The 24558-nt window shown below is 40.0% G+C and carries 22 protein-coding genes; 16 read left to right on the forward strand and 6 right to left on the reverse strand.

Translation table 11 applies throughout. The features are described from left to right. Positions 1 to 70 precede the first annotated feature (70 nt). Entirely contained in the window at positions 71 to 385 is a 315-nt protein-coding gene (locus H8Z82_RS00595) for a type II toxin-antitoxin system Phd/YefM family antitoxin (RefSeq protein ID WP_019163170.1), read from the forward strand. After that, positions 382 to 711, forward strand: coding sequence for a type II toxin-antitoxin system RelE family toxin (locus H8Z82_RS00600; protein WP_186993937.1), 330 nt, complete (start codon positions 382 to 384; stop codon positions 709 to 711). Before H8Z82_RS00595 ends, H8Z82_RS00600 begins: the two co-directional genes overlap by 4 nt. A 160-nt stretch (positions 712 to 871) precedes the next feature. Here H8Z82_RS00600 and H8Z82_RS00605 read toward each other — a convergent pair whose 3' ends face one another. Next, complete coding sequence (locus H8Z82_RS00605; RefSeq protein ID WP_186993938.1) at positions 872 to 4204, reverse strand: TRAP transporter large permease subunit; 3333 nt, start codon at positions 4202 to 4204, stop codon at positions 872 to 874. Continuing rightward, entirely contained in the window at positions 4205 to 4759 is a 555-nt protein-coding gene (locus tag H8Z82_RS00610) for a TRAP transporter small permease (RefSeq protein ID WP_186993939.1), read from the reverse strand. Positions 4760 to 5760: 1001 nt separating this feature from the next. Between H8Z82_RS00610 and H8Z82_RS00615 the strand changes: the two genes are divergently transcribed. Beyond that, positions 5761 to 6228 carry a DUF3990 domain-containing protein gene (locus H8Z82_RS00615; protein ID WP_186993940.1) on the forward strand — a complete coding sequence of 156 codons (468 nt, stop codon included), beginning with the start codon at positions 5761 to 5763 and terminating at the stop codon, positions 6226 to 6228. Further along, the gene (locus H8Z82_RS00620; RefSeq protein WP_186993941.1) at positions 6212 to 6655 is read left to right on the forward strand and encodes a hypothetical protein; all 444 of its coding nucleotides are present in this window, start codon (positions 6212 to 6214) and stop codon (positions 6653 to 6655) included. The genes H8Z82_RS00615 and H8Z82_RS00620 overlap by 17 nt, the downstream gene beginning before the upstream one ends. Before the next feature lie 72 nt (positions 6656 to 6727). Here H8Z82_RS00620 and H8Z82_RS00625 read toward each other — a convergent pair whose 3' ends face one another. Next, entirely contained in the window at positions 6728 to 7093 is a 366-nt protein-coding gene (locus H8Z82_RS00625) for an MGMT family protein (protein WP_081584390.1), read from the reverse strand. A gap of 423 nt (positions 7094 to 7516) precedes the next feature. On the opposite strand from H8Z82_RS00625, the gene H8Z82_RS00630 reads away from it, so the two are divergent. Beyond that, positions 7517 to 8071: a hypothetical protein gene (locus H8Z82_RS00630; RefSeq protein WP_182474251.1), complete on the forward strand. Its 555-nt coding sequence runs from the start codon at positions 7517 to 7519 to the stop codon at positions 8069 to 8071. A gap of 231 nt (positions 8072 to 8302) precedes the next feature. On the opposite strand, the gene H8Z82_RS00635 is transcribed toward H8Z82_RS00630, so the two are convergent. Further along, complete coding sequence (locus H8Z82_RS00635; protein WP_186993942.1) at positions 8303 to 8818, reverse strand: DUF2798 domain-containing protein; 516 nt, start codon at positions 8816 to 8818, stop codon at positions 8303 to 8305. Positions 8819 to 9238: 420 nt separating this feature from the next. On the opposite strand from H8Z82_RS00635, the gene H8Z82_RS00640 reads away from it, so the two are divergent. The 8 genes from H8Z82_RS00640 to H8Z82_RS00675 all read left to right on the forward strand — a co-directional run bounded on the left by H8Z82_RS00640 (position 9239) and on the right by H8Z82_RS00675 (position 18264). Continuing rightward, the gene (locus H8Z82_RS00640) at positions 9239 to 9631 is read left to right on the forward strand and encodes a VOC family protein (protein WP_019163158.1); all 393 of its coding nucleotides are present in this window, start codon (positions 9239 to 9241) and stop codon (positions 9629 to 9631) included. 95 nt (positions 9632 to 9726) lie between these two features. Beyond that, positions 9727 to 11493 (forward strand): sensor histidine kinase, encoded by a 1767-nt coding sequence (locus tag H8Z82_RS00645; protein ID WP_019163157.1) that lies wholly within the window; start codon positions 9727 to 9729, stop codon positions 11491 to 11493. Continuing rightward, the gene (locus H8Z82_RS00650; RefSeq protein WP_019163156.1) at positions 11490 to 13007 is read left to right on the forward strand and encodes a response regulator; all 1518 of its coding nucleotides are present in this window, start codon (positions 11490 to 11492) and stop codon (positions 13005 to 13007) included. Before H8Z82_RS00645 ends, H8Z82_RS00650 begins: the two co-directional genes overlap by 4 nt. Before the next feature lie 98 nt (positions 13008 to 13105). Next, entirely contained in the window at positions 13106 to 15115 is a 2010-nt protein-coding gene (locus H8Z82_RS00655; protein WP_019163155.1) for an alpha-amylase family protein, read from the forward strand. 23 nt (positions 15116 to 15138) lie between these two features. Further along, complete coding sequence (locus tag H8Z82_RS17650; RefSeq protein ID WP_186993943.1) at positions 15139 to 15741, forward strand: ABC transporter substrate-binding protein; 603 nt, start codon at positions 15139 to 15141, stop codon at positions 15739 to 15741. 3 nt (positions 15742 to 15744) lie between these two features. Then, positions 15745 to 16446, forward strand: coding sequence for an extracellular solute-binding protein (locus tag H8Z82_RS17655; protein ID WP_186993944.1), 702 nt, complete (start codon positions 15745 to 15747; stop codon positions 16444 to 16446). A 75-nt stretch (positions 16447 to 16521) separates the two neighbouring features. After that, positions 16522 to 17418, forward strand: coding sequence for a carbohydrate ABC transporter permease (locus tag H8Z82_RS00670; RefSeq protein ID WP_019163153.1), 897 nt, complete (start codon positions 16522 to 16524; stop codon positions 17416 to 17418). A 12-nt stretch (positions 17419 to 17430) separates the two neighbouring features. Then, positions 17431 to 18264: a carbohydrate ABC transporter permease gene (locus tag H8Z82_RS00675; protein ID WP_019163152.1), complete on the forward strand. Its 834-nt coding sequence runs from the start codon at positions 17431 to 17433 to the stop codon at positions 18262 to 18264. 69 nt (positions 18265 to 18333) lie between these two features. On the opposite strand, the gene H8Z82_RS00680 is transcribed toward H8Z82_RS00675, so the two are convergent. Next, complete coding sequence (locus tag H8Z82_RS00680; protein ID WP_019163151.1) at positions 18334 to 19557, reverse strand: dicarboxylate/amino acid:cation symporter; 1224 nt, start codon at positions 19555 to 19557, stop codon at positions 18334 to 18336. Positions 19558 to 19632: 75 nt separating this feature from the next. Beyond that, a complete protein-coding gene (locus tag H8Z82_RS00685) occupies positions 19633 to 20484 on the reverse strand; it encodes an AraC family transcriptional regulator (protein ID WP_019163150.1) in 852 nt (283 codons plus the stop codon). 315 nt (positions 20485 to 20799) lie between these two features. On the opposite strand from H8Z82_RS00685, the gene H8Z82_RS00690 reads away from it, so the two are divergent. The 3 genes from H8Z82_RS00690 (at position 20800) to H8Z82_RS00700 (ending at position 24558) form a co-directional block, all read left to right on the forward strand. Next, on the forward strand, positions 20800 to 22446 hold the full coding sequence (locus tag H8Z82_RS00690; protein WP_019163149.1) for a glycoside hydrolase family 43 protein: 1647 nt from the start codon (positions 20800 to 20802) through the stop codon (positions 22444 to 22446). Positions 22447 to 22733: 287 nt separating this feature from the next. Further along, complete coding sequence (locus tag H8Z82_RS00695; RefSeq protein WP_019163148.1) at positions 22734 to 23117, forward strand: DUF3783 domain-containing protein; 384 nt, start codon at positions 22734 to 22736, stop codon at positions 23115 to 23117. A 295-nt stretch (positions 23118 to 23412) separates the two neighbouring features. After that, the gene (locus tag H8Z82_RS00700; protein WP_186993945.1) at positions 23413 to 24558 is read left to right on the forward strand and encodes a glycerate kinase family protein; all 1146 of its coding nucleotides are present in this window, start codon (positions 23413 to 23415) and stop codon (positions 24556 to 24558) included.

Raw genomic sequence — 24558 nt, forward strand, 5'->3', positions numbered from 1 at the left:
TATTCTGTAGTTTGTTAATTGTGAAAATATGAAACAATTAGAAAAGGTATTTTTTCAGGGAGGTGTGTTTATGGCAAATATTATGGAATGTCTGATTCCTATTTCGCAGTTTAATAAAGGACAGGCAGCAAAGATTTTCAATCGTCTTAAAGAAACTAAGGAGTTATTTGTGTTGAAGAATAATCAGCCCTCTGCAGTTATTCTTTCTCCGGAAGAGTATACAAGGCTTACAGAAATAGAGGAGAATTACAGACTGCTTGTTGAGGCTGCAAATCGTCTGGATATGAATGGTAACAAACCAACAATACCAGTGGAAACTGTGATGAAAGATCTTGGGATTAATAAAGAAGATCTTGAAGGATGGGAGGATGTAGAAATAGAATGACCTGGCGTATAGAATTTCTGGAGGAAGCCCAGAAAGATATGAAAAAATTGGACCGTTCATCTGTCATCCAGGTTTTGAAGGGAATCAAGAAAGTAAGTCAAAACCCACTTCCAACTGTGGAGGGAGGATATGGAAAGCCACTTGGAAATAAAAAAGGAACTAATCTTACGAATCTGTTAAAAATTAAGTTCAGGGATTTGGGGATCAGGGTGGTTTATAAGCTGGAACGAATAGATGATATGATGGTAATTATTGTTGTATCGGCAAGAACAGATGAACAGGTATATCTGGAAGCTGCAAAGCGCAGAGAAGAACACAATTTGTAATTACTATACGATAAAGGTTAAAATCAAGTCTTACCTGAAGATATGAGATTTGAATTTATAAAAAGGGCACTTGAAAAAACAGGGTATGAAGCTCATCGTAATCTGATGAAATTTCATACCCTGTTCGTTTATTTTTATGGAGTTTTTGTAAGCGTAAGGATTATTTGGTAAACAGATCAACCAGATCCTGGCCGTCTTCGTAGCCCTGGCTCTTCAGTTCATTTACGAACCATTCGTCTACGCCGTCTACAGCTTCCTTAAAGGAATCGATATCCATATCTGCTTTCTCTGTGAAGGTTACACCGTTTTTGGATTCCCAGCGTTCTTTGATCTCATTGTCGCTGGAACGGTTGATGTAACGTTCATACTCAACTGCCTTCTGGCCACATTCATCAACAACTGCCTGCTGTTCAGGTGTGAGGCCGTCATAGATATCCTGGTTGATGCAGAAGAACAGACAGTCATAAATTGCATCCCACATGGAGCAGTAAGGCTGAACTTCCTGAACGCTTGCTGCGTCAATAGCAGGAAGTGGATTCTCCTCACCTTCAACTGTGTTCTGCTGAAGTGCTGTGTAAGTCTCTGACCAGTTCATGTTAGTAGCGTCAGCACCCCATCTCTTGTAGCATTCCATCAGAAGGTTGGAGCCTGCTACACGAACCTTCAGGTTCTTCATATCGTCAACAGTTTTTACTTCATGTTTGCTGTTGGTCAGTTCACGGAAACCGTTCTCTGCAATACCCATGCAGTGGAGTCCGTACTCACCAAGGATTTCCTTCAGCTTTTCACCTGCTTCACCATCGAACTTCGCATCTGCATCATCGTAAGAATCATATACAAATGGAAGAGAAACAACGTTGAAACGTGGATCAAATGCAGAGTAGATCAGGTTGGAGTGCATGGAAATCTGAACCGGGTCACCATTCATCAGAGCCTGAATACCTTCGGACTGGTTACCATTTGTAAGCTGGTCAGCTGCATAAATGTTGACTTTGACTTTGCCGCCTGTAGCTTTTTCCATCAGTTCACCGAACTTACGTCCACCGTCCGCCCAGGTACTTGTTTCAGTAGTGGAGCATGCGAAGTTCCAGGTTGTTTCCGGCCAGTCCAGATCACTGTAATCTTCCACTGTATTGAAGGAATCCTTTGTGAAAAGATCAACCAGATCCTGGGCATCGTCATAGCCCTGGCTCTTCAGTTCGTTTACAAACCAGTCATCGATACCGTCAACTGCTTTTTTGAAGGAGTCGATGTCCATGTCTTCTTTTTCTGTGATTGTTACACCGTTCTGGCTTGCCCAGCGTTCTTTGATCTCGTCATCTCCGGAACGGTTGATGTAACGCTCATATTCAACTGCTTTCTGTCCTGCTTCGTCAACTACTTCCTGCTGTTCTGGTGTGAGACTGTTGTAGATGTCTTCGTTGATACAGAAGAACAGACAGTCATAAATTGCATCCCACATAGAACAGTAAGGCTGAACCTCCTGAACACTTGCAGCATCGATAGCAGGAAGTGGATTCTCCTGACCTTCAACAGTGTTCTGCTGAAGTGCTGTGTAGGTTTCGGACCAGTTCATGTTGGTGGCATCAGCGCCCCATCTCTTGTAGCATTCCATCAGAAGGTTGGAGCCTGCTACACGAACCTTCAGGTTCTTCATATCGTCTACAGATTTAATCTCATGTTTGCTGTTTGTGATTTCGCGGAAACCGTTCTCTGCAATACCCATGCAGTGGAGTCCGTACTCACTGAGGATTTCTTTCAGCTTTTCACCAGCTTCGCCGTCGAATTTCGCATCTGCATCGTCGTAAGAATCATAGACAAACGGAAGAGAAACAACGTTGAAACGTGGGTCAAATGCGGAGTAGATCAGGTTGGAGTGCATGGAGATCTGAACCGGATCCCCATTCATCAGAGCCTGGATACCTTCGGACTGGTTGCCGTTTGTCAGCTGGTCAGCAGCGTAAATGTTGACTTTTACTTTGCCGCCTGTGGCTTTTTCCATCAGTTCACCGAACTTACGTCCGCCATCAGCCCATGTACTTGTTTCAGTGGTGGAGCATGCGAAGTTCCAGGTCATTTCCGGCCAGTCAAGGTCGCTGTAATCTGCGATCGTGTCAAAGGAGTTATTGCCGTCTCCTGCATCCTTGGAAGCTGTGTCAGAGGAAGCGGAGGACTGATCACCTGTGTAGGAGCCTTCTTTTGCAAGAGCTTTCGGAAGGAAAGTGGAGGTGATCGGGATGTATGTAACGATCAGAAGAACTGCAACGCAGGCTGCGATCATTGGCACAACTGCCCTTGAGATCTCCTGCAGAGTAACTTCCAGACCTTTTTTGATCTTAATGCTGATTGCTACGAAGAGGTTTACGCCTACAGGAGGAGTTACCTGTCCGATTGCAAGGTTTACAGTTGCCATAACGCCGAATGCTACCACATCGTATCCCAGTGCTTTACATACAGGAAGCATGATCGGAATGAAGATGTACATAGCGGAGTTTGCATCGATGAAGCATCCTGCGATTAGGAAGATGATATTTACGATCAGCAGGAAGGTAAACTGATTGTGTGCGATGCTTCCAAGTAAATTGGAGGCTGCATCTGCAATACCGAATTTGGTACATACAAAGGAGAACAGGGAGGCACTTGCTACGATGAGCATGATACCGCCGGTTGTCTTGGCTGAGTCTACCAGGATGTCAAACATATCGCGGATGGAAACTTCGCGGTAGATGACCATACCTACGAAGAGACCGTATACAACGGATACGGCTGCCGCTTCTGTTGGTGTGAAGATACCGCCGTAGATACCGCCCAGAATGATGACCGGCATCAGGAATCCCCAGAAAGCATCTTTGAAAGCGTCCCAGCGTTCTTTGCCTGAGGCTTTTTCTCTGGATGGTTTGATATTGTGTTTCTTTGCTTCCAGCATTACTACGATTATCAGTGCCACGCCCATTAGAAGACCTGGTACAATACCTGCCATGAACATGTCTGCGATGGATGTGCCTGTGATGGAGGCATATACAACGAAGGCGATACTTGGCGGGATGACAATGGCAATGGAGCTTGAGGTTGCCATCAGTGCTGTGGAGAATGGTGCGGAGAAACCGCCTTGTTCTACCATTGCAGGGATCAGTACGGCGCCAAGGGCTGCAACAGTTGCAGGACCGGAACCGGAGATTGCGCCGAAGAAGCAGGCTACGATAACACATACGATGGCGATACCACCTTTTTTGTGTCCTACGCAGGTATCAACGAATTTGATCAGTCGTTTGGAGATACCGGCTTTTGCCATGATGTTACCTGACAGTACGAAGAATGGGATTGCCAGGAGCAGGAATTTGCTGATTCCTGAGTACATGTTTGTTGCTACGATCGTCAGGGATGTACCGGAGTAGAGGATCGCGCATACGGAGGAAAGTCCCAGGCAGATTCCGATGGGTACACCCAGGATCAGGAATATGAAGAAGGAGATAAATAAGATTGCACTGATCATTTATTTGCCCTCCTTTTTGTCTGTTGTGATTGTGTTCATGTTACTTTTTGTGTTGTTGTCGGCACTTTTGGCGCTGTCGGTTTTGCAGCAGAAGTCCAAACAGAATTCAATGAAGTGAAGAATCATGCATCCTGCACCGATGGGTACGAAGGACCAGAAGATCCATTCAGGCCAGTTTAATACGAAGGTTCTTTTTCCATTCTGAAGCTGAGTGATTACCTTGTCCATTCCGTATTTGAAAAGGATGACGCTGAAGATGATGCTCAGGACTGTGATCAGGATCACGGACGGTTTCTTCAGCTTCTTTGGAAGACGGTCTGTGACCAGTGTCAGGCTGACCAGTTCTCCTTCGCGGCAGGCAAGTGCGGCTGCCAGCAGGGTGATGAGAACGAATACCGCTACTACAAGTTCTTCTGTGAAGGACCAGGAACGGTGGATGACTTTACGGGAAAATACATTTCCCACAGTCAGCACCAAGATCAGCAGTGTGGAGATCACAAGGACGATCTTTTCTGCTGCAGCCAGTGCGTTCATGATTTTTTTGTAGATTTTCATGCTCTCTACTCCTCTCAAAAATTTTGTCGCTGTTTTTCGGAATTTGGAGCAGATTCAAGGCAGATGGAATGTAATGGTTATAATATGTAATTAGTTACATTTTTCATCTGTGGTGAATTCTGTTGTCTGCGAAAAACAGAAGTAGTGTTTCGGTTTCAGATCGACAGCCTGGTAAAGAAAGTATGTCTCGTGTGTCAGGGCATTTTTGACATAAAAAAAGTCCGCCCCACGCAGGGACGGACATATAATATTCCGTAACCACCCTGTTTCATCTTTGAAACAAGTACGATTCTGCAACGTACCGATATACGCGGCTCCTGTAACGGGGGGCGGCCGGGGAAGCTTACTGTGAATACGGCAATATCTGTGATGGCTGTATTCAAGGGTTCGGCTTTCCTTCTCGGGGATGATATTCGAAACAGGTCTGTCGCTGCATTTCACCGGACTGCAGCTCTCTGGGGACAGGGGGACTGTTTTTACTGGTTCCCTTCGTTGAATTTGTGCGTTATAGGTTTAGCTGTTTAAAAAGCTAAAGCAATTTTAACGCTGTTTGTTTTGAAAGTCAAGAGGTTTTTGTAAGTATTTGGGAGAAGTTTGTTGGTGTGGGGCGTACACAGACAATAAGGGACGCGCGGAGCAGCATCTCTCTGCAGGTTCAGTTCCGGGGGCTAAGTAACTCTAAGGTGGGGGAAATCCGCTAAAAGCATGAAGAAAAATGCAAAACTCGCTCCGTCGCAGACTCCGCTCAGACAGGTTGCTATTTTTCTTCATAACGCGGATTTCCCCCACCTAAGAGTTACTAAGCCCCCTCCAAATTCACCTGCGGAGAGATGCTGCTTCGCGCTGATTATTGGATGTGCTAGAAGAATGAGTTTGTTGGAAGAAATTGGGTGGAGCCAATTTCTTCTTGGGGTGGTTGTGGAAGGGTAGGGGATGATATATACTTATGACATGAGTACATACAGTGATTATAAAATTAGGAAGGGGAGGTCATAATTTAGATGGTGTTGTTTCATGGAAGTAGAGAAATCGTTAGATTTCCTGAGGTGAGAAGAGCGGTTTTTAATAAAGATTTTTATTTCGGTTTTTATTGTACTGTTTATAAGGAACAGGCAGAACGGTGGGCGACCAGATATGGGAAAAAGGGATATGTGAATAGTTATGATTATATTCCGAATCCTGCATTGAAGTATTTGAAGTTTGAAAAAATGACGGATGAATGGCTTGATTTTATTGCAGCATGCAGAACGGGAAAATCGCATACTTATGATATTGTAGAGGGACCTATGGTTGAAGATACAATCTTCAATTATGTACAGGCTTTTGTGGATGGGAAAATAACAAGGGCTGCATTCTGGGAGCTTACAAAGTTTAATCATCCAACGCATCAGATTAGTTGTCATACAATTTCTGCATTAGATACATTAACATTTATGGGAAGTGAGGAAGTTTATGGGAACAAGAAATAACAGCAATTTATTTTATACGTGTAGTTTGATTGAATATGTAGGGCGTATTCGGAAACAGAAACGTTGTATGGTTCTGGATTTGATGGGGAGAGAAACACTGGAGCGGATTTATGACTATGCGGATGTTTTTCATTGTGAACCAATTGAGAAGGTTGCATCAGAATTTGTAGAAGAATATCAGATTTCAGAGGGTGAGTTTGATAATGTTGGAGAGTGCAGGTATCGTGTTCCGGATTATTGGACAATCGGTGAAGTTTATGAACGGGTGATTGAAGATTGTTATCAGGATCAGGAGATTATGAAAGGGGTATGGGAAGTATATCATTCCTGGATAGATGAAAGTATATCGGACTATAATACGGATTTTTATTATCAGTCACGTGATTATATTGCAGAATGTTATAAAGCTGGAGAGATACTGGAATAAATGATGGTATAAACAAGTAAGTTTTCTGTTTTAACTGTAAAAAACAATAAGCAGAGAACTTACTTGTTTTGTTTATATGTTATTTTGCTTAAATACACTTTCAAAATACAAAGCATCGTCAAGGGTAGTTTTCCACTGATATTTTTTGAGGTCGGTTTTCCATCCCTTGTCTGTGCGGATGACAGTTACTCCTTCACTTTCGAGAAGGATTTTTTGCTGGTCGTAGGTTTCGAAAGAGGTGGCGCCGCTTAGAATGCCGGAGGCGTTCAGGATTCGGTGGGCGGGGATGTTTGGGCCGAGTTTGCCGGTGCGGAGGGCGTAGCCTACCTGACGGGAGTTTTTGGGTTTCTGGCAGAGGAGGGCAATCTGACCGTAGGTGACGACGGTGCCGTAAGGGATGTTTTGGCAGACGATGGAGGCGCGTTTGTAGAAGTCCATGAATATAAAAATCCTTTCGTTTGAAGTGAGTTTTTGCTTGTAAAATTAGATGAAAATATAAGAAGAATATATCATGGATTTTAAGAAAACACAAAATGATTTTTTGTCTTAATGTTTGACGAAAATTGCGCAGAAAAAATGTTGCTGATAATTATCTTTATGAGTATAATATAATAGAAATTTGAAATTTCAAAAATTAGTGAATCTTTTTCATAAAGAGAGAACTAAAAAGCTGGTGAGTCTCCACCATAAAGGGAGAACTTAAAAAAGCGGTGAGTCTCCACCACAAAGGGAGAACCTAAAAAAGCTGGTGAGTCTCCACCATAAAGAGAGAACCTGAAAAGTCAGAGGGCGAGGAATCGCCCTCTCTTTGTTGAAGAGAAGAAAGAAGATGATGTAATGTTTTCTGATTATGGATCAGCTATGAATACATTATTTCACGGAGTGCTGATGCTTGCAACTTGCGCGGGATGTTACCTGCTGTGGTGGGGTGTGGCTTTTTATCCGGAGAGGCATGCTCCGTTGTGGTTGTCGGGGATTTTGCTGGTTGCGACGGCGGTTTGTGGGATTATGGCGGTGAACTGGATGTCGCAGGGGATTTTTCAGACGGAAGGGATTCGGAAGGGAGTTTCTGGTGGATGGATTATGGCTGGCGGTGTAATCTGTTACGTTGTTTTGCTGGTGATCAGTAATCTTGTTTTTCATCGTATGGTCACAACGGAACTGTTTTTGATTGTTGGATGGGCTGTGTTGAATCTGGTTACGGTTAATACGCTGTATGCCAGCGGGCTATTTTCTGCCGGAATTTCTGTGGTGTTTTGTGTTTTGACGTTGGCAGTGGTTGTTGGAAGTTTGTATTGTTATATGATTTACTATAATCTGGAAAAATGGAAAGGTTATATAGATGGTTTTCTGCCGTTAGTGATGGTGGGAATTGCGATGTTGGTTATGGCTGGAGTTATGTTTTATAAAAAATAAAAATGGAATAACTCAATCACAATTTGTCGAAAATTGCGATGAAAAAATGTTGATGGTAATGATTTCTATGAGTATAATATAAATGAAAGAATAAAGAAATTTGAACTTTTAAAAGTAGGTGAGTCTCCACCACAAAGAGAGAACTAAAAAAAGCGGTGAGTCTCCACCATAAAGGGAGAACCTGAAAAGTCAGAGGGCGAGAAATCACCCTCTCTTTATTATTATATGGACTTATTCCGCAAATCCTTGCTGTTCCATTTCATGTTCTATTTTACCTTCATTTTCCTGACTTGTTGATACGAACAGGTGACGGAATACGAATCTGCAGAATGGTCCGACAACCAGGATCTGCAGTGGGTAGGCTATGATGAAGTTCAGGCAGATGGTCTGGAGCCAGATGAAGATGAGATTTGAAGTGATTCCTGAAGATTCGATGGTTCCAAGCAGGCTCATCAGCGGTACCATTGTGCAGACGGTGAAGGTCTGGATGCAGAGGATGATGAAGATCGGGCGGTCAGTTGGTTTGGCTACGCGGAACGCGAAATATTTGGATGTTTTGCTGGCGATGAAGAATGCGCAGAGGAATCCGATGAACCATTCCAGCGGAAAAGAATGCAGTGCGTGACTGAATGTAGCCGCCTGAAGTCCACCGGTGTGGATAGCGATGTTATAAACGCCCATGATAAAGATTATACAGCCGGATGTGATAAGGGTGAAAATAAATTCCTGAAATTTTGTTTTTGGCATAGTTAAGCCCTCCTCATAAAATAATAAAAAACTCCATATAAACGCAAAAATGCCGCCTACCCGTCTGACAATGGATAAGCGACATTTTTTGTCGTATTTATTCTATCAGTTATTGGGATTCTATGTCATGGGAATTTTGCACAAAATATAATCGTGAAATAATAGCTTTAGAGTCTTTTTGACAAAGGGATAGGAACGTTTATTCATGGATGAGGATAAAATAAAGTATAAATAGAAGTTACAAATTCACTTGACAACCGAATAATCTTCTGCGTATATTGTAAAAAAATGAGATATTAAGTGACTGAGAAGTCTGATTATGGTTACTGGTTATTGCGTTCTCAGTAACGGATTATGAAAAGCAGTCTGACATAACGAGCGACAAAAAGTCACAAGGATCAGCAGAAAGGGGCAAAAACTATGGATTTAAAGAACTACTCAACAGGGGTACAGCACATTGGAATTCCGACAAATGACATTGGTAAAACAGTAGAATTTTATCATAAATTAGGTTTTGAAACAGCATTTGAGACAGTAAATGAGGAAGCAAACGAGAAGGTTGTTTTCCTGAAACTGGGAACTCTGGTAGTGGAGACTTATGAGAACCATGCAGCGAAAATGGAGCATGGCGCGATCGATCATGTTGCACTTGACGTAAAAGATATTGAAGAGATTTTCCAGTATATCAATGAAGCTGGTTTAAATTCTACACAAGATACCATTCATTTCCTGCCATTCTGGGAAAATGGAGTGAAGTTCTTTACAATTGAAGGACCGAATAAGGAGAAGGTGGAATTTAGTCAGTATCTGTAAATAAAAAGGAAATAATCATTAAGGGTCGATACATTGACGGAAACAGTGTATCGGCTTTTTGGGTAATGTTGGATTAATAAGTGGGGGTGGTGCGAATGCGTAAAAAATATCATGAGCTGTCTTTGGCGAAAAAATTTTCTCTTACAAGTATTGGCTTCTTTTTTCTCACAATCCTTGTATTAACTGTATTGATTCAGTTTTTATACGAAAAATCAGTATTAAATATCACCAGCGAAAGCTATAAGGAAAAGTTTGAGATAGTGTCTGATAACAGTCAGAGTATATTAGAGAATTCGGGAAAGATAGCTAAGGTAATATTAACAGATGAAGCAATACAAAACTGGTTTTTACAGGATTCTGAGGAATCAGCAGATCAGTTAAAATATAAAATGCAGGTAGAGAAACGTCTGGATTATTTGGATGCATTGTATCCAGATAAACAGTATAGCAGTATTTCTGTTTTTGACTCATATGGACATATGGTAAATTCTAACAGTATTCGATCTGAGGCATCAAAATACGAACAGTTTTTTAACATAATAAAAGAGAATTATAACGTAAAATGGTTGGATTTATATGAAGTATCCCTGGGAGATTATGAGAAAAATGGAATTGGTTATATCAGATATTATAGAGATTACGATTCGGGACTTATTAAAGGATATGTTCTTATAGAATATCAGTCGCCACTTCTGATAAATAATTTTGCACATATCAGATATGGGGAGACAGGCAGTTATCTGATTGCTGATACAGATGGAAACAAAAAAATAGAAAATGATCAGGATGTATCAGGAAATATTTCGGAAGAAGAGTATTTTCAATGGGCTGAAGATAATAAAAAAGGAGGAAAAGTATTCAGGATTGACGGTAAAAGATATCTTGTGACAGCGTCAGTAATCCCTACACTGGATTGGCTTATGATTGGTCTGACACCAGTGAATGAACTTACAAAAGCCGGGAAAGCGATGACACAGATTATTTATGTAGTAGGAATTATTGCTGCTTTAATCAGCACATTTTTCAGCATGAGGGTTTCTCACAGTGTAACAAAGCCTTTGATATATTTGACAGATACCATGAAAAAATTTGGAAAAGGAGATCTTTCTGTACGTGTTCCTGTATTGTATGAGGATGAAATTGGAATATTATCGGAAGAGTTTAATAAGATGTCTGAACAAATCAGGCAGCTGGTTGATCAGGTATATAGAGAGCAACGGGCAAAAAGAAAATCTGAGCTTGCAGCACTTCAGGCACAGATTAATCCACATTTCTTATATAATACATTGAATAGTGTAAGTTCGCTTATCAAAATGAATTGTCCGGATGAAGCATTTATCATGATTCAGGCGATTGGTACATTTTATAGAACGTCACTTAGCGATGGAAAAACATTAATACCGCTGGACCAGGAAATAACAAATATAGAGAATTATATAAAAATACAGAAAGTCAGATATGGAAATAAAATAGAATATGAGATTGATATAGAAAATGAAATTTTGCAGGAGTGGATTGTAAAACTGACACTTCAGCCATTGGTAGAAAATTCTATATATCATGGTATAAAGGAAATGAGGGGAAAAGGAATTATCCGAATCAAAGGATGGAAAGAGAAGAATAAGGTTTTTATTCAGGTGTCAGATAATGGGCTTGGAATTCCAGAAGAAAAATTAGAAGAACTGTTTAGTAAAGATTACAGAGAAAAAGGCTCAGCATTTGGATTATTTAATATTCAACAAAGATTGCAGATTTATTTTGGAAAAGAATATGGTCTTACAGTAGAAAGTAAACTGAGTCAGGGAACGAAGGCAACAGTGTGCATTCCTGTAGATTTTAAGAGAGAAGAGGATAGAAAATGAGGGTATTCCTTGTAGATGATGAATTTTTGCAGAGAGCGTTAGTGAAAAAAACAGTTGACTGGAATAGTCTGGGTATGGAAATATGCGGAGAAGCAGAAGACGGAGAAGAAGCATTAAAGAAAATTTTGGAAGAAAAGCCGGATATTTTAATTATGGATATTAATATTCCATATATGAATGGAATTGAAGTATCTAAAAAAGTAAAGGTTATTTTTCCAGAAATACAAGTAATTATATTGACCGCTTATGGTGAATTTGAATATGCAAGGGAGGCACTTTCTTTTGGAGCAGTCAGTTTTGTGCTGAAACCGTTGGACCCTGAAGAATTAACAAAAGAGCTTCAGAAGTGTAAAGAAAAACTGGAACATATTTATAGACAGAAATCTTCTGTAAAGAAAATGCAAAAGGATCAGTTTCTTTTAGAACAGCTTTCAGGTATGGTACCTTCTGAAAATCAGCAGAGTAAATGGGAGGAAATGAAGATTCCGTTTGATAAACCATTATCAGTGGCTTTGATTAGACCTGAAAATAAACAACAGAATAACAAAATGGCAGAAGAAATGGAAGAAATAATCCAGGATTATTTTCCGGTATATGAAATGATTTCTATGAACCAAGGATATGCTTTTATTCTATTTGGAGAAGAGAATATGGAATATCAGATTCAGCTTCTCTGTACTTATATGCAGGAAATTATGAATAGTAAAAGGAACTGGAATGGAGGAATCAGCAGGGTATTTTCAGACATCAGAGAATTGAAAGCGGCCTATCAGGAGGCATATTCTGCAGCCAGAAAAGGAAAAACAGAACAGAAAATTCTGATTTACGAGCCAGTAGATATGTTTCAATTTATACGATCATCGTTATATGATTCGGAAGTATTTTTGTATTATATCAGAAAAAATGAATATGAAATGCTTACAAAAGAGATAGGTGAAATGTTTATTCAAATGGAAGAACAGAATGTCCTTTCTGACACAGCAGTATATATATCTACGGATATTCTGATCCATATTTGTCTGTATATGTCTGAACTGGGAGTTGATTTTTCTTTAGTTGTGGAAAAAGAACAGAGACAATTAACAGGATTGCAGAATAATGGTGGAATTGAAGAAATTAGAAGTGTATTAATGTGTATATTGGAAAAATGCCGCATATGTGCAGCAGAAAATAAACTTCCTGCAACAAAGAAAAAAGTAAATGATGCAGTAGATTTTATTGATAGTAATTATAGTAGGATTGATATGAGCTTGAATCTGGTAGCAGATACAATTGGGGTGAATGCGAGTTATCTAAGTAATATATTTAAAAAAGAAAAAGGATGTTCATTAAGTAAGTATTTGACTCAGACACGTCTGGAACAGGCAAAGAAATATCTTACAGAGTATCCGGATAAAACACTTATAGAAATTGCAGAGTCAATAGGATACAGTGACGTTTATTATTTTAGCAAGAATTTTAAAAAGTATTATGGTATTTCTCCGTCTAAGTACCAGGAAGAGAGAAAAATGTAATTATCCAAAATATTTCCCAGACGTCCAAAGAATCTACATTCACGTAATAGCACAAAAATGGTAATCTTGTCTCATCAAAAGACAGGAGGTAAAAGGAAATGGCTGAAAAGGAAATTCCATTTCGACAAATTCATCTGGATTTTCACACCAGTGAAGCCATTGAGGGGGTCTGCTCAGAATTTGATGCGGAAGAGTTTGCCCAGACTCTTGCGGATGCGCACGTGAATTCTATTACTTTGTTTTCTTGTGGACATCACGGAAATTTATATTATGATTCCAAAATGTTTCCGGAAATGGTCCATCCTCATCTGGCACACAGAGATTTGTTGAGAGAACAGGCTGAAGCCTGCAGAAAACGTGGAATACAGGTAAACCTTTATACAACCATTCGCTGGAACAAGAGAATCGCAGATATGCATCCGGAATGGATCTGTATTGATGAAAACGGAGCACTTCAGGACTATAAGGGAAAGGGGTATTTTGAGGCTGGTTTTTATAAAAACCTTTGTGTAAATACACCGTATCGTGATTTCCTGAAAAAGCAGTTCGGAGAAGTTCTGGAAACGATTCCGGGAGATGGAGTATGGTATGATGCAGCTTTTATGAATGAATGCTGCTGTCCATCCTGCCAGAAACTTATGCGGGAAAAAGGTCTGAATCCTGCAAAAAAGGAAGACCGTCAGGAATTTGCAAGGTGGACTTATTATGATATGGTCGAAGATCTGACCGCATTTGCAAAAAAATATAATCCAGATTTTCATGTCTGCTATAACAAAGGACATGTTGGATATCTCGATAAACCAGTGATAAAGGATTATTCGTATTTTTCTTTTGAATCTCTTCCGGGAGTAGAATGGGGATATCTTGATTTTCCTGTTTCTGCTAAATATATGAGGAATTTTGGAAAAGAGTGTCTTGGACTGACAAGCAGATTCCACACAGAATGGGGCGATTTTCATGCATTTCGTAATGAGGCAGCTATGGAATATGAAGTATTTTCCATGCTTTCCCATGGATGCAAATGTACGATTGGTGACCAGATGGATTACTGGGGAAAATTGAATAAGGATATGTATCAGCAGATCGGAAGGGTTTATAAATCTGTAGAAGAAAAAGAACCCTGGTGTGAGAATGCAAAACCAGTATCTGAAATTGGTGTTTTTACAGCAGAAGAATTTTATGCTACAGGCGTAGCAGGACAGATTCCAGGTGCATCTGAAGGTGTGGCAAGACTTCTGATGGAATATGGATATCAGTTTGATTTTATTGACAGTACTTCTGATTTTGGAAAATACAGGTTGTTAATTTTACCGGATGTAATTCCTGTAGATGAAATATTAGGCCGGAAACTGAGTGCTTATATAAATGCAGGAGGCAAATTACTGGCAAGTTATCAGTCTGGTCTTGACAAAGATCACCAGAAATTTATGATCTCAGAACTGGCAGTAAAATATCTTGGAGATGCACCATATAGTCCGGATTTTATATGGCCGAAAGAACATCTGGCAAAGGGTCTTGCAGATGCAGAACATGTAATGTATGACAAAGGAACACTTGTAGAAGCGACAGATGAGGCTCAGTTTGTCCAGAAAGTAATCCCGCCGGTATTTAATCGTACATATGAACATTTTTGTTCTCATCTTCATTCTCCATCAGGAAGAAAAGAAGTATATCCTGGTATTGTGGAAACAGAAAATACAGCGTATTTTATTCATCCGATTTTTACAACATATCAGAACTGGGCACCTGCATGGTATAAAAAGATCCTGAGAAATGAATTAGACAGAATGCTTCCGAATCCGCTGATTCAGCATAATGGACCATCAACAACACAAGTTACAGTGTTAGATCAGGAACAAGAGAACAGAAGAATTGTACATGTACTTCATTATGTGCCGGTGAAGAAATGTAAAAATCTTGAGATTGTTGATGATATTATTCCTTTATATAATCTTAAGATTACTATGACAGAAGAACGTGAAGTAGAGAAAATTTATACAATACCCGATAAACAGGAAGTTCCATTTGTACAGGATGGAAAAAAACTTGAATTTACTCTAAAAGAGATTAAGGGACATCAGATGACTGCTGTTTGTTACAAAAATTAGTAAGGAAAAGAGGAGGTTTTTATATGAAGACAGGGAAAAAAGTTTTAGGGGCTGTATTAGCGGCAGCAATGGCATTATCATCTATTACACCGGTATTTGCAGCAGATAAAGTTAAGATTACATTTATGAGCCGTGACAGTGGTGATACACCTATGGCAAAGGTTTATGAAGACCAGATTGCAGCATTTATGGAAGAAAATCCTGATATTGAAGTTCAGAACGATTCTGTTTATGAGGAATCTGCTTATAACAATAAACTGAAAGTTGCATTATCTACAGGAGAAACACCAAATATCTTTTATTATCCGGCAATTGCCGGCCTGAAAGAATGGGCACAGAATGGAGTTCTGTTGGATCTGACAGATTCACTTAACGAAGATGAAGAATGGAAGAACACGTTCCTGGATGGAGCATTAGATACATATGATCTGAGTGCTTATGGAGTGGATGGAATCTATGCATTGCCAAATGAACTGAATGTGGATGCTATTTTCTACAATAAGGCTTTATTTGAAAAAGCCGGTATTGAGAAAACTCCAGAAACAATGGATGAACTGTATGAGGATATTGATAAGCTGGTTGCTGCCGGAATTACTCCGTTTGGAGTAGGCGGAAAGAATACCTAGGTTATGGGACATATCTTTAATAATATTCTTGCTAAAAGAATCGGAAGAGATGGCATTATAAAATTGGGTACTGGCGAGAAAAAATGGACGGATGATGATGTAGTAGAATGCCTGCAGATTACAAAAGATTTAAAAGATAAAGGTGCTTTTGCAGAGGGATTTGAAGGAATGGATTATAATACTCAGATGAATCAGTTCCTCACCGGAGAAGTAGCAATGATTTCTCACAGCAGCCCTATCATTCCTGAAATGTTTAATTCTGAATCAGAAATTTTGGATGATATTTCATTCTTTGCATTCCCATACTTTGAAGATAAACCAGAGTATAAAGATACACATGTAGTATATACTTCCGGATGGATGCTTTCAGGAACTATGAGTGATGAGGAAAAAGAGGCAACTCTAAAACTGGTGAAATATATGACATCTAAAGAGTCTATTCAGGAACGTATGAATGCAGCGATGAGAGTTGCTCCATATAAAGATATTGATGCACCGGAAGACGCACCGCAGATTTTCAAAGATATGGTTGAATATACAGGTACTATTACAGATTCTGTAGGAGAATATTTTGACTATGATACCTGCTCTACATTAGTAGATACTTCAAGAAATGGAATTTTGAACATGATGCTGTCTGATTCCGCTGAGAATACAGCACAGACTATTCAGGCAGATGTTGATGCAAACCGTCCACAGAGCTGACAGATAAAGCAAAAGGAAGGGGGGAGAGCACCCTTCCTTTTGTTTACTCAAAAATAGAAAAGAGGAGGGGTTATTTTGGAAAAAATAAGGAAAAATAAGAAAGTTATTGCGGTATTTTTGATACCTGCAGTATTGATCTATCTTTGTTTTGAATTGATACCTGTAGTTATGTCTGTCTATTTTTCATTTAATGACTGGCCTGGGCTTCAGGCGGTGCCGCTTAAATTTGTAGGATTTAAGAATTATAGTAATCTGTTCCATAATGCAGTTTTTCTTAAGTCGTTGCAGAATGTTCTTATTTACGTTGTTGTAAGTGTTATTTTGCAGGTTCCTATTGGATTTGGACTTGGATTACTGATCCATCATTTCAAAAAAGGACAGAGATTTTTTAAAGCTGCATTTTTTATTCCTATGATTTTATCAGTGACAGCAGTAGCATTGTTATGGAATTTTATTTATTTTCCTACTGACAAGGGAATTCTGAATAGTCTTCTTATTAAAATTGGACTTGGAAATTATATTCAGCAGTGGCTGGTTAATCCTAAAACTTCTTTGATATGTCTGATTGTTGTCAGTACATGGACCAGTGTAGGATATTATATGATCATTTGTTTGGCTGGTCTTACTTCTATACCGGATTCTGTTTTGGAAGCAGGAGAATTAGATGGAGCAACTGGCTGGAAAAAGATTTGGAATCTTTATATTCCAATGCTTTGGGAACCATTAAAAATGTCTACGATCATGGTGATCACTGGAGTATTAAAGATTTTTGATACTGTATACATTCTGACACCTACAGGAGGAACCAGTAACTGTACTATTGTACCAGCACTTTTAATGTATAATGAAGCTTATAGATATGGTCATTATGGAACTGGAAGTGCGATTGCTACGGTCATCTTTGTATTAAGTGCTGCTGTTTCTATTTTTAGTTTGAAACTTATGAATCAGAAAGAATCCATAGAATATTAGGGGGGATAGATCATGAAAACAAAAAAACATTCCGCAGGGTATTATATAGGATTTCTGATATTTATTATAGTTGCTTTGATCAATATTTATCCGATGGTATTTTCAATCTTCTGTTCTTTTAAAGGAAATTTGGAAATATTTTCATCATTTACTGCTTTACCTAAGAAATTACGGATAGAAAATTATTTAACTGCATGGAATGTGGGAAATATAGGAAGATATTTTTTGAATACAATTATTCTTGCAGTTGGAACTCTTGCGATATCAGGTCTTTTTGGAGCAATGGCATCGTATGTTCTGGCAAAATTTAAGTTTCGCGGAAAATCAAAAATATATTTACTGTTTATTTCAGGAATGATGATTCCTATTCAGGCGGTATTAATTCCGTTGTCTTATATTTTTGGAAAACTTGGAATTATGAATAATTATCCGGTATTGATTTTGCTTTATGCGGCGTTTTGTTTTCCAATGACAATTTTGATTCTTACTGGATTTATGAATGGAATTCCGACAGAATTAGAAGAAGCGATGGTAATTGATGGAGCAAATATTTATCAAGTATTTTTTAAGATGATTTTGCCACTGTCAGTTCCGGGAATTGTAAGTGTTTCAATTTTTAATTTTATACAGGTATGGAATAACCTGTTGTTTCCTCTTATTTTTATTTCTGATAAAGATAAAGGTACTATTTCTATGGGACTTCTTGCATTTTTTGGAGAATACAGTACAGATTATAGTTCCAGCATGGCAGGAATTTGTCTTACAACCATTCCGGTAATTATTGCGTATATTTTCTTCCAGGAAAAAATAGAGAATGGTTTAATGAGCGGAGCTGTTAAAGGGTGATAAAAAAGTTGTTGTACTTTTCATTTCCAATATGAAAAGATACAACAACTTTTTTGTATTCCTTATGTATTAATCCTCAAGCTTAATTTTCTCTTTCAGAACTACACAGCCTGCCATATCGCCAATAACGTTAACGCAGGTAGCACCCATATCGCAGAGTGTATTGATACTGATATAAACACCCATAACACCTGCCGGCAGGCCTGCCATAGTTGCGAGGGCTGCGAAGGATGCGATGGCACCGCCCGGGATTCCAGGGGTTCCGACTGACAGGAGTACGTTTGCCAGAAGGATTACGATCATCATGGAAATGCTTACATTAATTCCACATGCATTAGCGAAGAACATGATCATGAATGACATCAGGATGGATACGGCATCCATGTTTACAGTAGCACCAAGAGGAATGGCGATACTTGTGATTTTGTTGGATACGCCCATTTCATCTTCCATACGCTGTTTGCTGATGGGAATGGTTGCTGAACTGGAGCAGGTTCCGAATGCGTTCAGAGCTGCAGGAAGCATTGCTTTGAAGAATTTCACAGGGCTTTCTTTGCCGATGAATTTCACGGAGCCGCCGTAAATGACCAGGGCAAATCCGAAGAATGCTACATACAGGATGATCAGCTGAGTTGCCAGTGAAATGATGGTTTCTGTACCGTTGGCTTCTACAACAGGAACGATAGTACAGAATACACCGATAGGTGTGAAGTACATAACTGTGCTGATGACTTTCAGACAGACTTCGTTACAGGAATCAATGACTTTCAGAAGTGCAGTACCCTTTTCGCCGATAGCGATAAGTGTGAAGCCTACGATGACTGCGAATACAAGTACCTGAAGCATATTTCCGTTTGCGAAAGCTGCAACCGGATTGGATGGGATCAGGTTTTTGATGGTGTCCAGAATGCTGGTCATCTCAGTTGCCTGGATGTCGGAAGTTGCCATCTCGAATTTAACACCTTCGCCGAGATGGATCAGCCGCGGGATGATCAGTCCTGCCAGGCTGGCAAGTGCTGTGGTGCACAGGAAAAAGATCATGGCTCCGGCTGTGATTTTACCGGTAGTACGGGCATTACCGATGCTGGAGATACCCATGATAATGGAACAGAAGACCAGTGGAAAGATCATCATGTTCAGAGCATTCATGTAAATGCTTCCGATAAGACTTGTGACAGTAAGAACCGGTTCGAAACGGTTTGCCAGAAACAGACCGGTAATGATACCCAGGATCAGTCCGGTAAAGATTGCTGCGGTAATATGTTTTTTATACCACGAATAGAAATTTTTCATTAGTTCCCTCCTCTTTATTTTCGTTCCCTGATATGGAAAATAGCACGACAATACTTTACCACAATAATGTGTGAATTACAATATTTCCCGCTGTTTTCTTATTTGAGTGGGAGTGTTTCCGAAGTGATCAAGGAACATCCTGCGGAATAGTTTGTAATTGGTAAAGCCATGCCGCTCCAGAATGACATGAACGGGATCTCTGGTTGTGATCAGATCACGATAAATAAAGGAAAGGCGGTATTCATTCTGATATTCGAGAAATGTAATTCCCATTTTTTCCTTGAAGAAGCGGCAGAAGTATCCTGTCTGGAGACAGGCGACTTCTGCGATCTCATTCAGGGAGATGGGGGCTTTGTAATGTTCGGAAATATAGTCCAGTACAGGTTCCAGACGGGCTATATCCTTTTTTTTCTGACTGGTGTTGCTTTGTAGGATTTTGACGGCAAAATTGTGATACAGTTGGAACAGAAGTTCAAAGATCAGGCTGTTGAAACGGAGGAGATATCCATCCGGGCGCACATTGTTAATGATCTGAAGCTGTTCCAGAATGGTTTTAAACATAGCCTGTTTGGTCTGCTGTCTCTGATCTTTTGTACGAAAATCAAAGAGAAAAATAAGCTGTCCAAGATCAGGAATATATTTTTCCATAAAATCCAGAGGAATCTGAAGGAGGATTGCTGTGTTTGGCGAAGTGCATTTCGTAGAATGCAGAACATTTCCATTGATCACAATGCAGTCCCCTTTTTGGATAGTGAAGCTTTCAGATTCTACTGTTACGCCCAGAGAACCTTCCTGCATATAAATGATTTCAACTGCACGATGCCAGTGCATGGGGATGTAGCTTCCCGGATCAGTGGAAGTGCGGAATTTGACATTGGTATCAACAGGTACATCTATAATCTCATGTGAAATTTCTTTACTCTTCATTTTTTATCATTCTCCCTGTTTATATGGCGATTTTCGCAGATACTGTATTTATTCTGGTTTATCAGAGCGTGAAATTTTAAATTTAACCGAATAAAATGCGGAGTAGTTATTCGGTTATGAACAGGTAACGAAGCGGATGATTTTATCCGCTTGACTATAAAAAGAGAATATCGACCTATATATTAGCTCTTTTTATACCTTATACATTTGTATGAGGTATGCTATTATAATACTATAAAATGAGGTTGAGGCAAACGGTGTTTTGCCTTTAATCTTGGCTGGATTGTGATGGAGTGATACAAGGAGGAAAATATAATGATAAAAAATCCAATACTTCCGGGATTTAATCCGGATCCATGCATTTGCCGCAAAGGCGATGATTATTATATGGCAGTTTCTACCTTTGAATGGTTCCCTGGAATCCCCATTTATCATTCCAGAGATCTGAAAAACTGGGAGTTATATACACATGTGCTGACAGATGATGAAGAAGTAGATCTGAAGAAGCTTCCCAGTGCCAAGGGAATCTGGGCGCCATGTCTGACTTACTGTGAAGCGGAGGATATGTTTTATGTAGTTTATGGTGTAATGAATTCCATGAATGCCAGGTATTTTGATGTGGACAATTTCCTGATCTGTTCCAGAGATATGAAAGGCCCATGGAGCAAACCTGTTTATCTGCATTCTTCCGGATTTGATGCATCTTTATTTCATGACACCAACGGAAAGAAGTATATTGTTTCGCTGGAATGGGAAACAAGAGAAGGATATGAAAAACCAGGTGCAATCTGTATGGTGGAATATTCTCCGGAAAATCAGGAAATCGTAGGATATCCCAAAAGAATCTGGAGAGGCGGTACAGACAGAGGCTGCATCGAGGCTCCTCATCTAACAAAACGCGGAGAATATTATTATATTATGTGTGCGGAAGGCGGTACAGGATATAACCACTGTGTTACCATGGGGCGTTCCAGAAATGTCTGGGGACCATATGAAAAAGACCCGAAGAATCCTATTGTGACCAGTGTACCCGGAGAATCCTATGAGAGACAGGATCCGGATCATCTGAAGCCGAAGTATTATAATTCGGATTCTGTTCTTCAGAAATCCGGACATGGAAGCTATGTTGAGCTTCCTACCGGTGAGGTGTATCTGGTACATCTTTGTGCCAGACCTTTTGTACCGGAACTGCGCTGTACTCTGGGAAGAGAAACTGCAATCCAGAAAATGATGTGGACAGAGGATAACTGGCTGCGTATGGCAGATGGCAGTAATCTGGCAAAGCTGGAAGTACCTGAGAGTTCTTTGCCGGAATATCCAGTGGAGAAAACACCGGATTTTGATGATTTTGACGGGGATGGGCTTGGCAATTTCTATTATTCACCCCGCATTATGCCGCAGAGATTTGCTGATGTAAAAGCAAGAAAAGGTTATGTCCGTATTCGGGGGCAGGAGTCAAGGACTTCTCTGAATAAAGTCAGCATTCTTGCAAGAAAGCTTACCAGTGTTTATGCAAGAATCACCACAAAGATGGAATTTGTGCCGGAAGTTCACCAGCACAGTGCGGGACTGATCCTGTATTATGACAATATGAACTATATCAATCTTCGCAAATATTACAGCGAAACTCTGGGACAGAGTGCATTGTCCATTATCCATCTGGAAAATGGTGTGAAAACAGAATTTCTGAATACCAGAATCCCTGTAGAGGATAAGCCCATTTATCTGCGCCTTTATATCGAAGGAAGAAGATCCTGGTTTGAGTGGAGCTATGATGGGGAAAGTTATGAGAAGATTGGCCGTATTTTTGATACTACAAGATTTTCGGATGAGTACTGTAAATACGGTGAATTCACAGGAACTATGGTAGGTATTACCTGCGCAGACCGTGTGCTTCATAAGAAATGCGCTGACTTTGATTTCTTTGAGTATAAAGCGGATGAAAGCCGCATGGTGGAGTAATGTAAAAATTGTAACACAGAAAAAACAGGCATCGATGAAACAGATATCGAAGCCTGTTTTTCTGCGTTGCGGGAAGATCACGGAAGTTGTTAGAGTGTGTTTGAAAAATGCTTTTCGCACCCCCCCCGCAGGCAATCTGGAATGAATTTTGGCTACGTTACTGTGAACGGAGTGAACAGTAACGATTTACTTGATTCGGTTAAAACACAGAGTATGTGTTATTGTCAGGTTCAGGGGAAGAGAGTATAATAGCTGTAATTATTCAGAATAGTAGGAGGATTGTCCATATGAAACCAAGCATTTTATTAATAAATTTTCAGGATCAGCAGAAGCTTCGTAAGTTAAAAATGGCATTGCTGCCTTTTAAGATACGTTTAAAAACTGTAGAACCTCAGGACTATAGTCAGCCAATCGGATATCTGGCAGGAGTGAAAGAGGTTTCCCAGGTACAGATTCCGTCAGCACTGATATCTCAGGAGCAGATGGAGAAGGAAATGCTGATCCTTGCAGGAATCACCGGGAATCTGTTTGACCAGGTGCTCTATACTTTACGCAAAGCAGGCACACCTGTGGATTACAAGGCGGTTCTGACGGAGCATAATCAGAACTGGAACTGTATGCAACTTTATAAAGAATTGGAGAAAGAACATAATATGTATCATCCGTCTTAAATGAATGAAACAGAAAGCCCAAACGCTGTGTATCCTGCGGTGTCTACGTGACTAAGTGTCTTACCAGAAGCGAGAAGAAATATTGCTGCCTTACTTCATAAAATTACTCCATAATGTTCCTGTAATACGTCGGATTACCACATAATTGTAAATGGTATGTATAACAATAAAACACATAGAGTATATATAAATATGTTACATGTAATATATCAATCTAATCTCTAAACCGCTATACTAAATGTATGCTGAAATTGTATAAAAATGAATACAAAGAGAAAAATCAAAGGAGAAAATAATGAAAGCAGTAATCGCAATTGATTCTCTAAAAGGAAGTCTGAGTTCCATGGAAGCAGGATATGCTGCTGCTGACGGAATCCGCAGAGTTCATGGTCAGGATGCAGAAATTATAGTAAGACCACTGGCTGATGGCGGGGAAGGCACAGTGGAAGCACTGGTGAGTGGTATGAATGGTATCATACAGAATGTGATGGTTACAGGTCCGCTTGGAACGCCGGTGAATTGTGAATATGGAATCATTGAAAGCAGTCATACCGCTGTGATTGAAATGTCAGGTGCGGCAGGTATCACACTTGTTCCTGATGAGAAACGAAATCCACTTTATACTACAACTTATGGTGTGGGAGAAGTGATTAAAGATGCTATTTCCAAAGGCTGCCGCCGGTTTATTGTAGGAATTGGAGGAAGTGCTACCAATGATGGTGGAATTGGAATGCTTCAGGCATTGGGATATGGTTTTCTTGATAAAGAAGGAAAACAGGTTCCTTTTGGTGCCAGAGGACTGGAGGTACTGGAGGAGATTACCGATACATATGTGCTGCCTGAACTGGCAGAATGTGAATTTCGTGTTGCCTGTGATGTAACAAATATTCTCTGTGGAGAGGAAGGATGCAGTGCAGTATTCGGACCGCAGAAAGGGGCAACTCCCTCTATGATTATGCAGATGGATAAATGGCTGGAAAAATATGCCGCACTTGCAGAGAAAAAATGCACAAAGGTCAATGCCAATCAGGCAGGTACAGGTGCAGCAGGAGGTCTGGGATTTGCATTTTTGAGTTTTACCAATGCAGTTCTGGAGTCTGGGATTAAGATTGTGCTGGAAGAAACTTCTCTGGAAAAATATATGGAAAATGCTGACATTGTGATTACAGGAGAAGGCAGACTGGATGGTCAGACTGCCATGGGAAAAGCACCTGTAGGTGTGGCACGTCTGGCAAAGAAACATAACATTCCTGTGACTGCTTTTGCAGGAAGTGTTACAAAAGAGGCCATTGCCTGCAATCAGAATGGAATTGATGCATTTTTCCCGATTTTAAGAGGAGTGACTACTCTGGAAGATGCTATGAAACCGGAAAATGCAAAGGCTAACATGGCGGATACGGTAGAACAGGTATTTCGTCTGCTGAACATAAGGAGGAAATAA

It is taken from the genome of Blautia difficilis (assembly GCF_014297245.1).
Classification (GTDB): domain Bacteria; phylum Bacillota; class Clostridia; order Lachnospirales; family Lachnospiraceae; genus Blautia_A; species Blautia_A difficilis.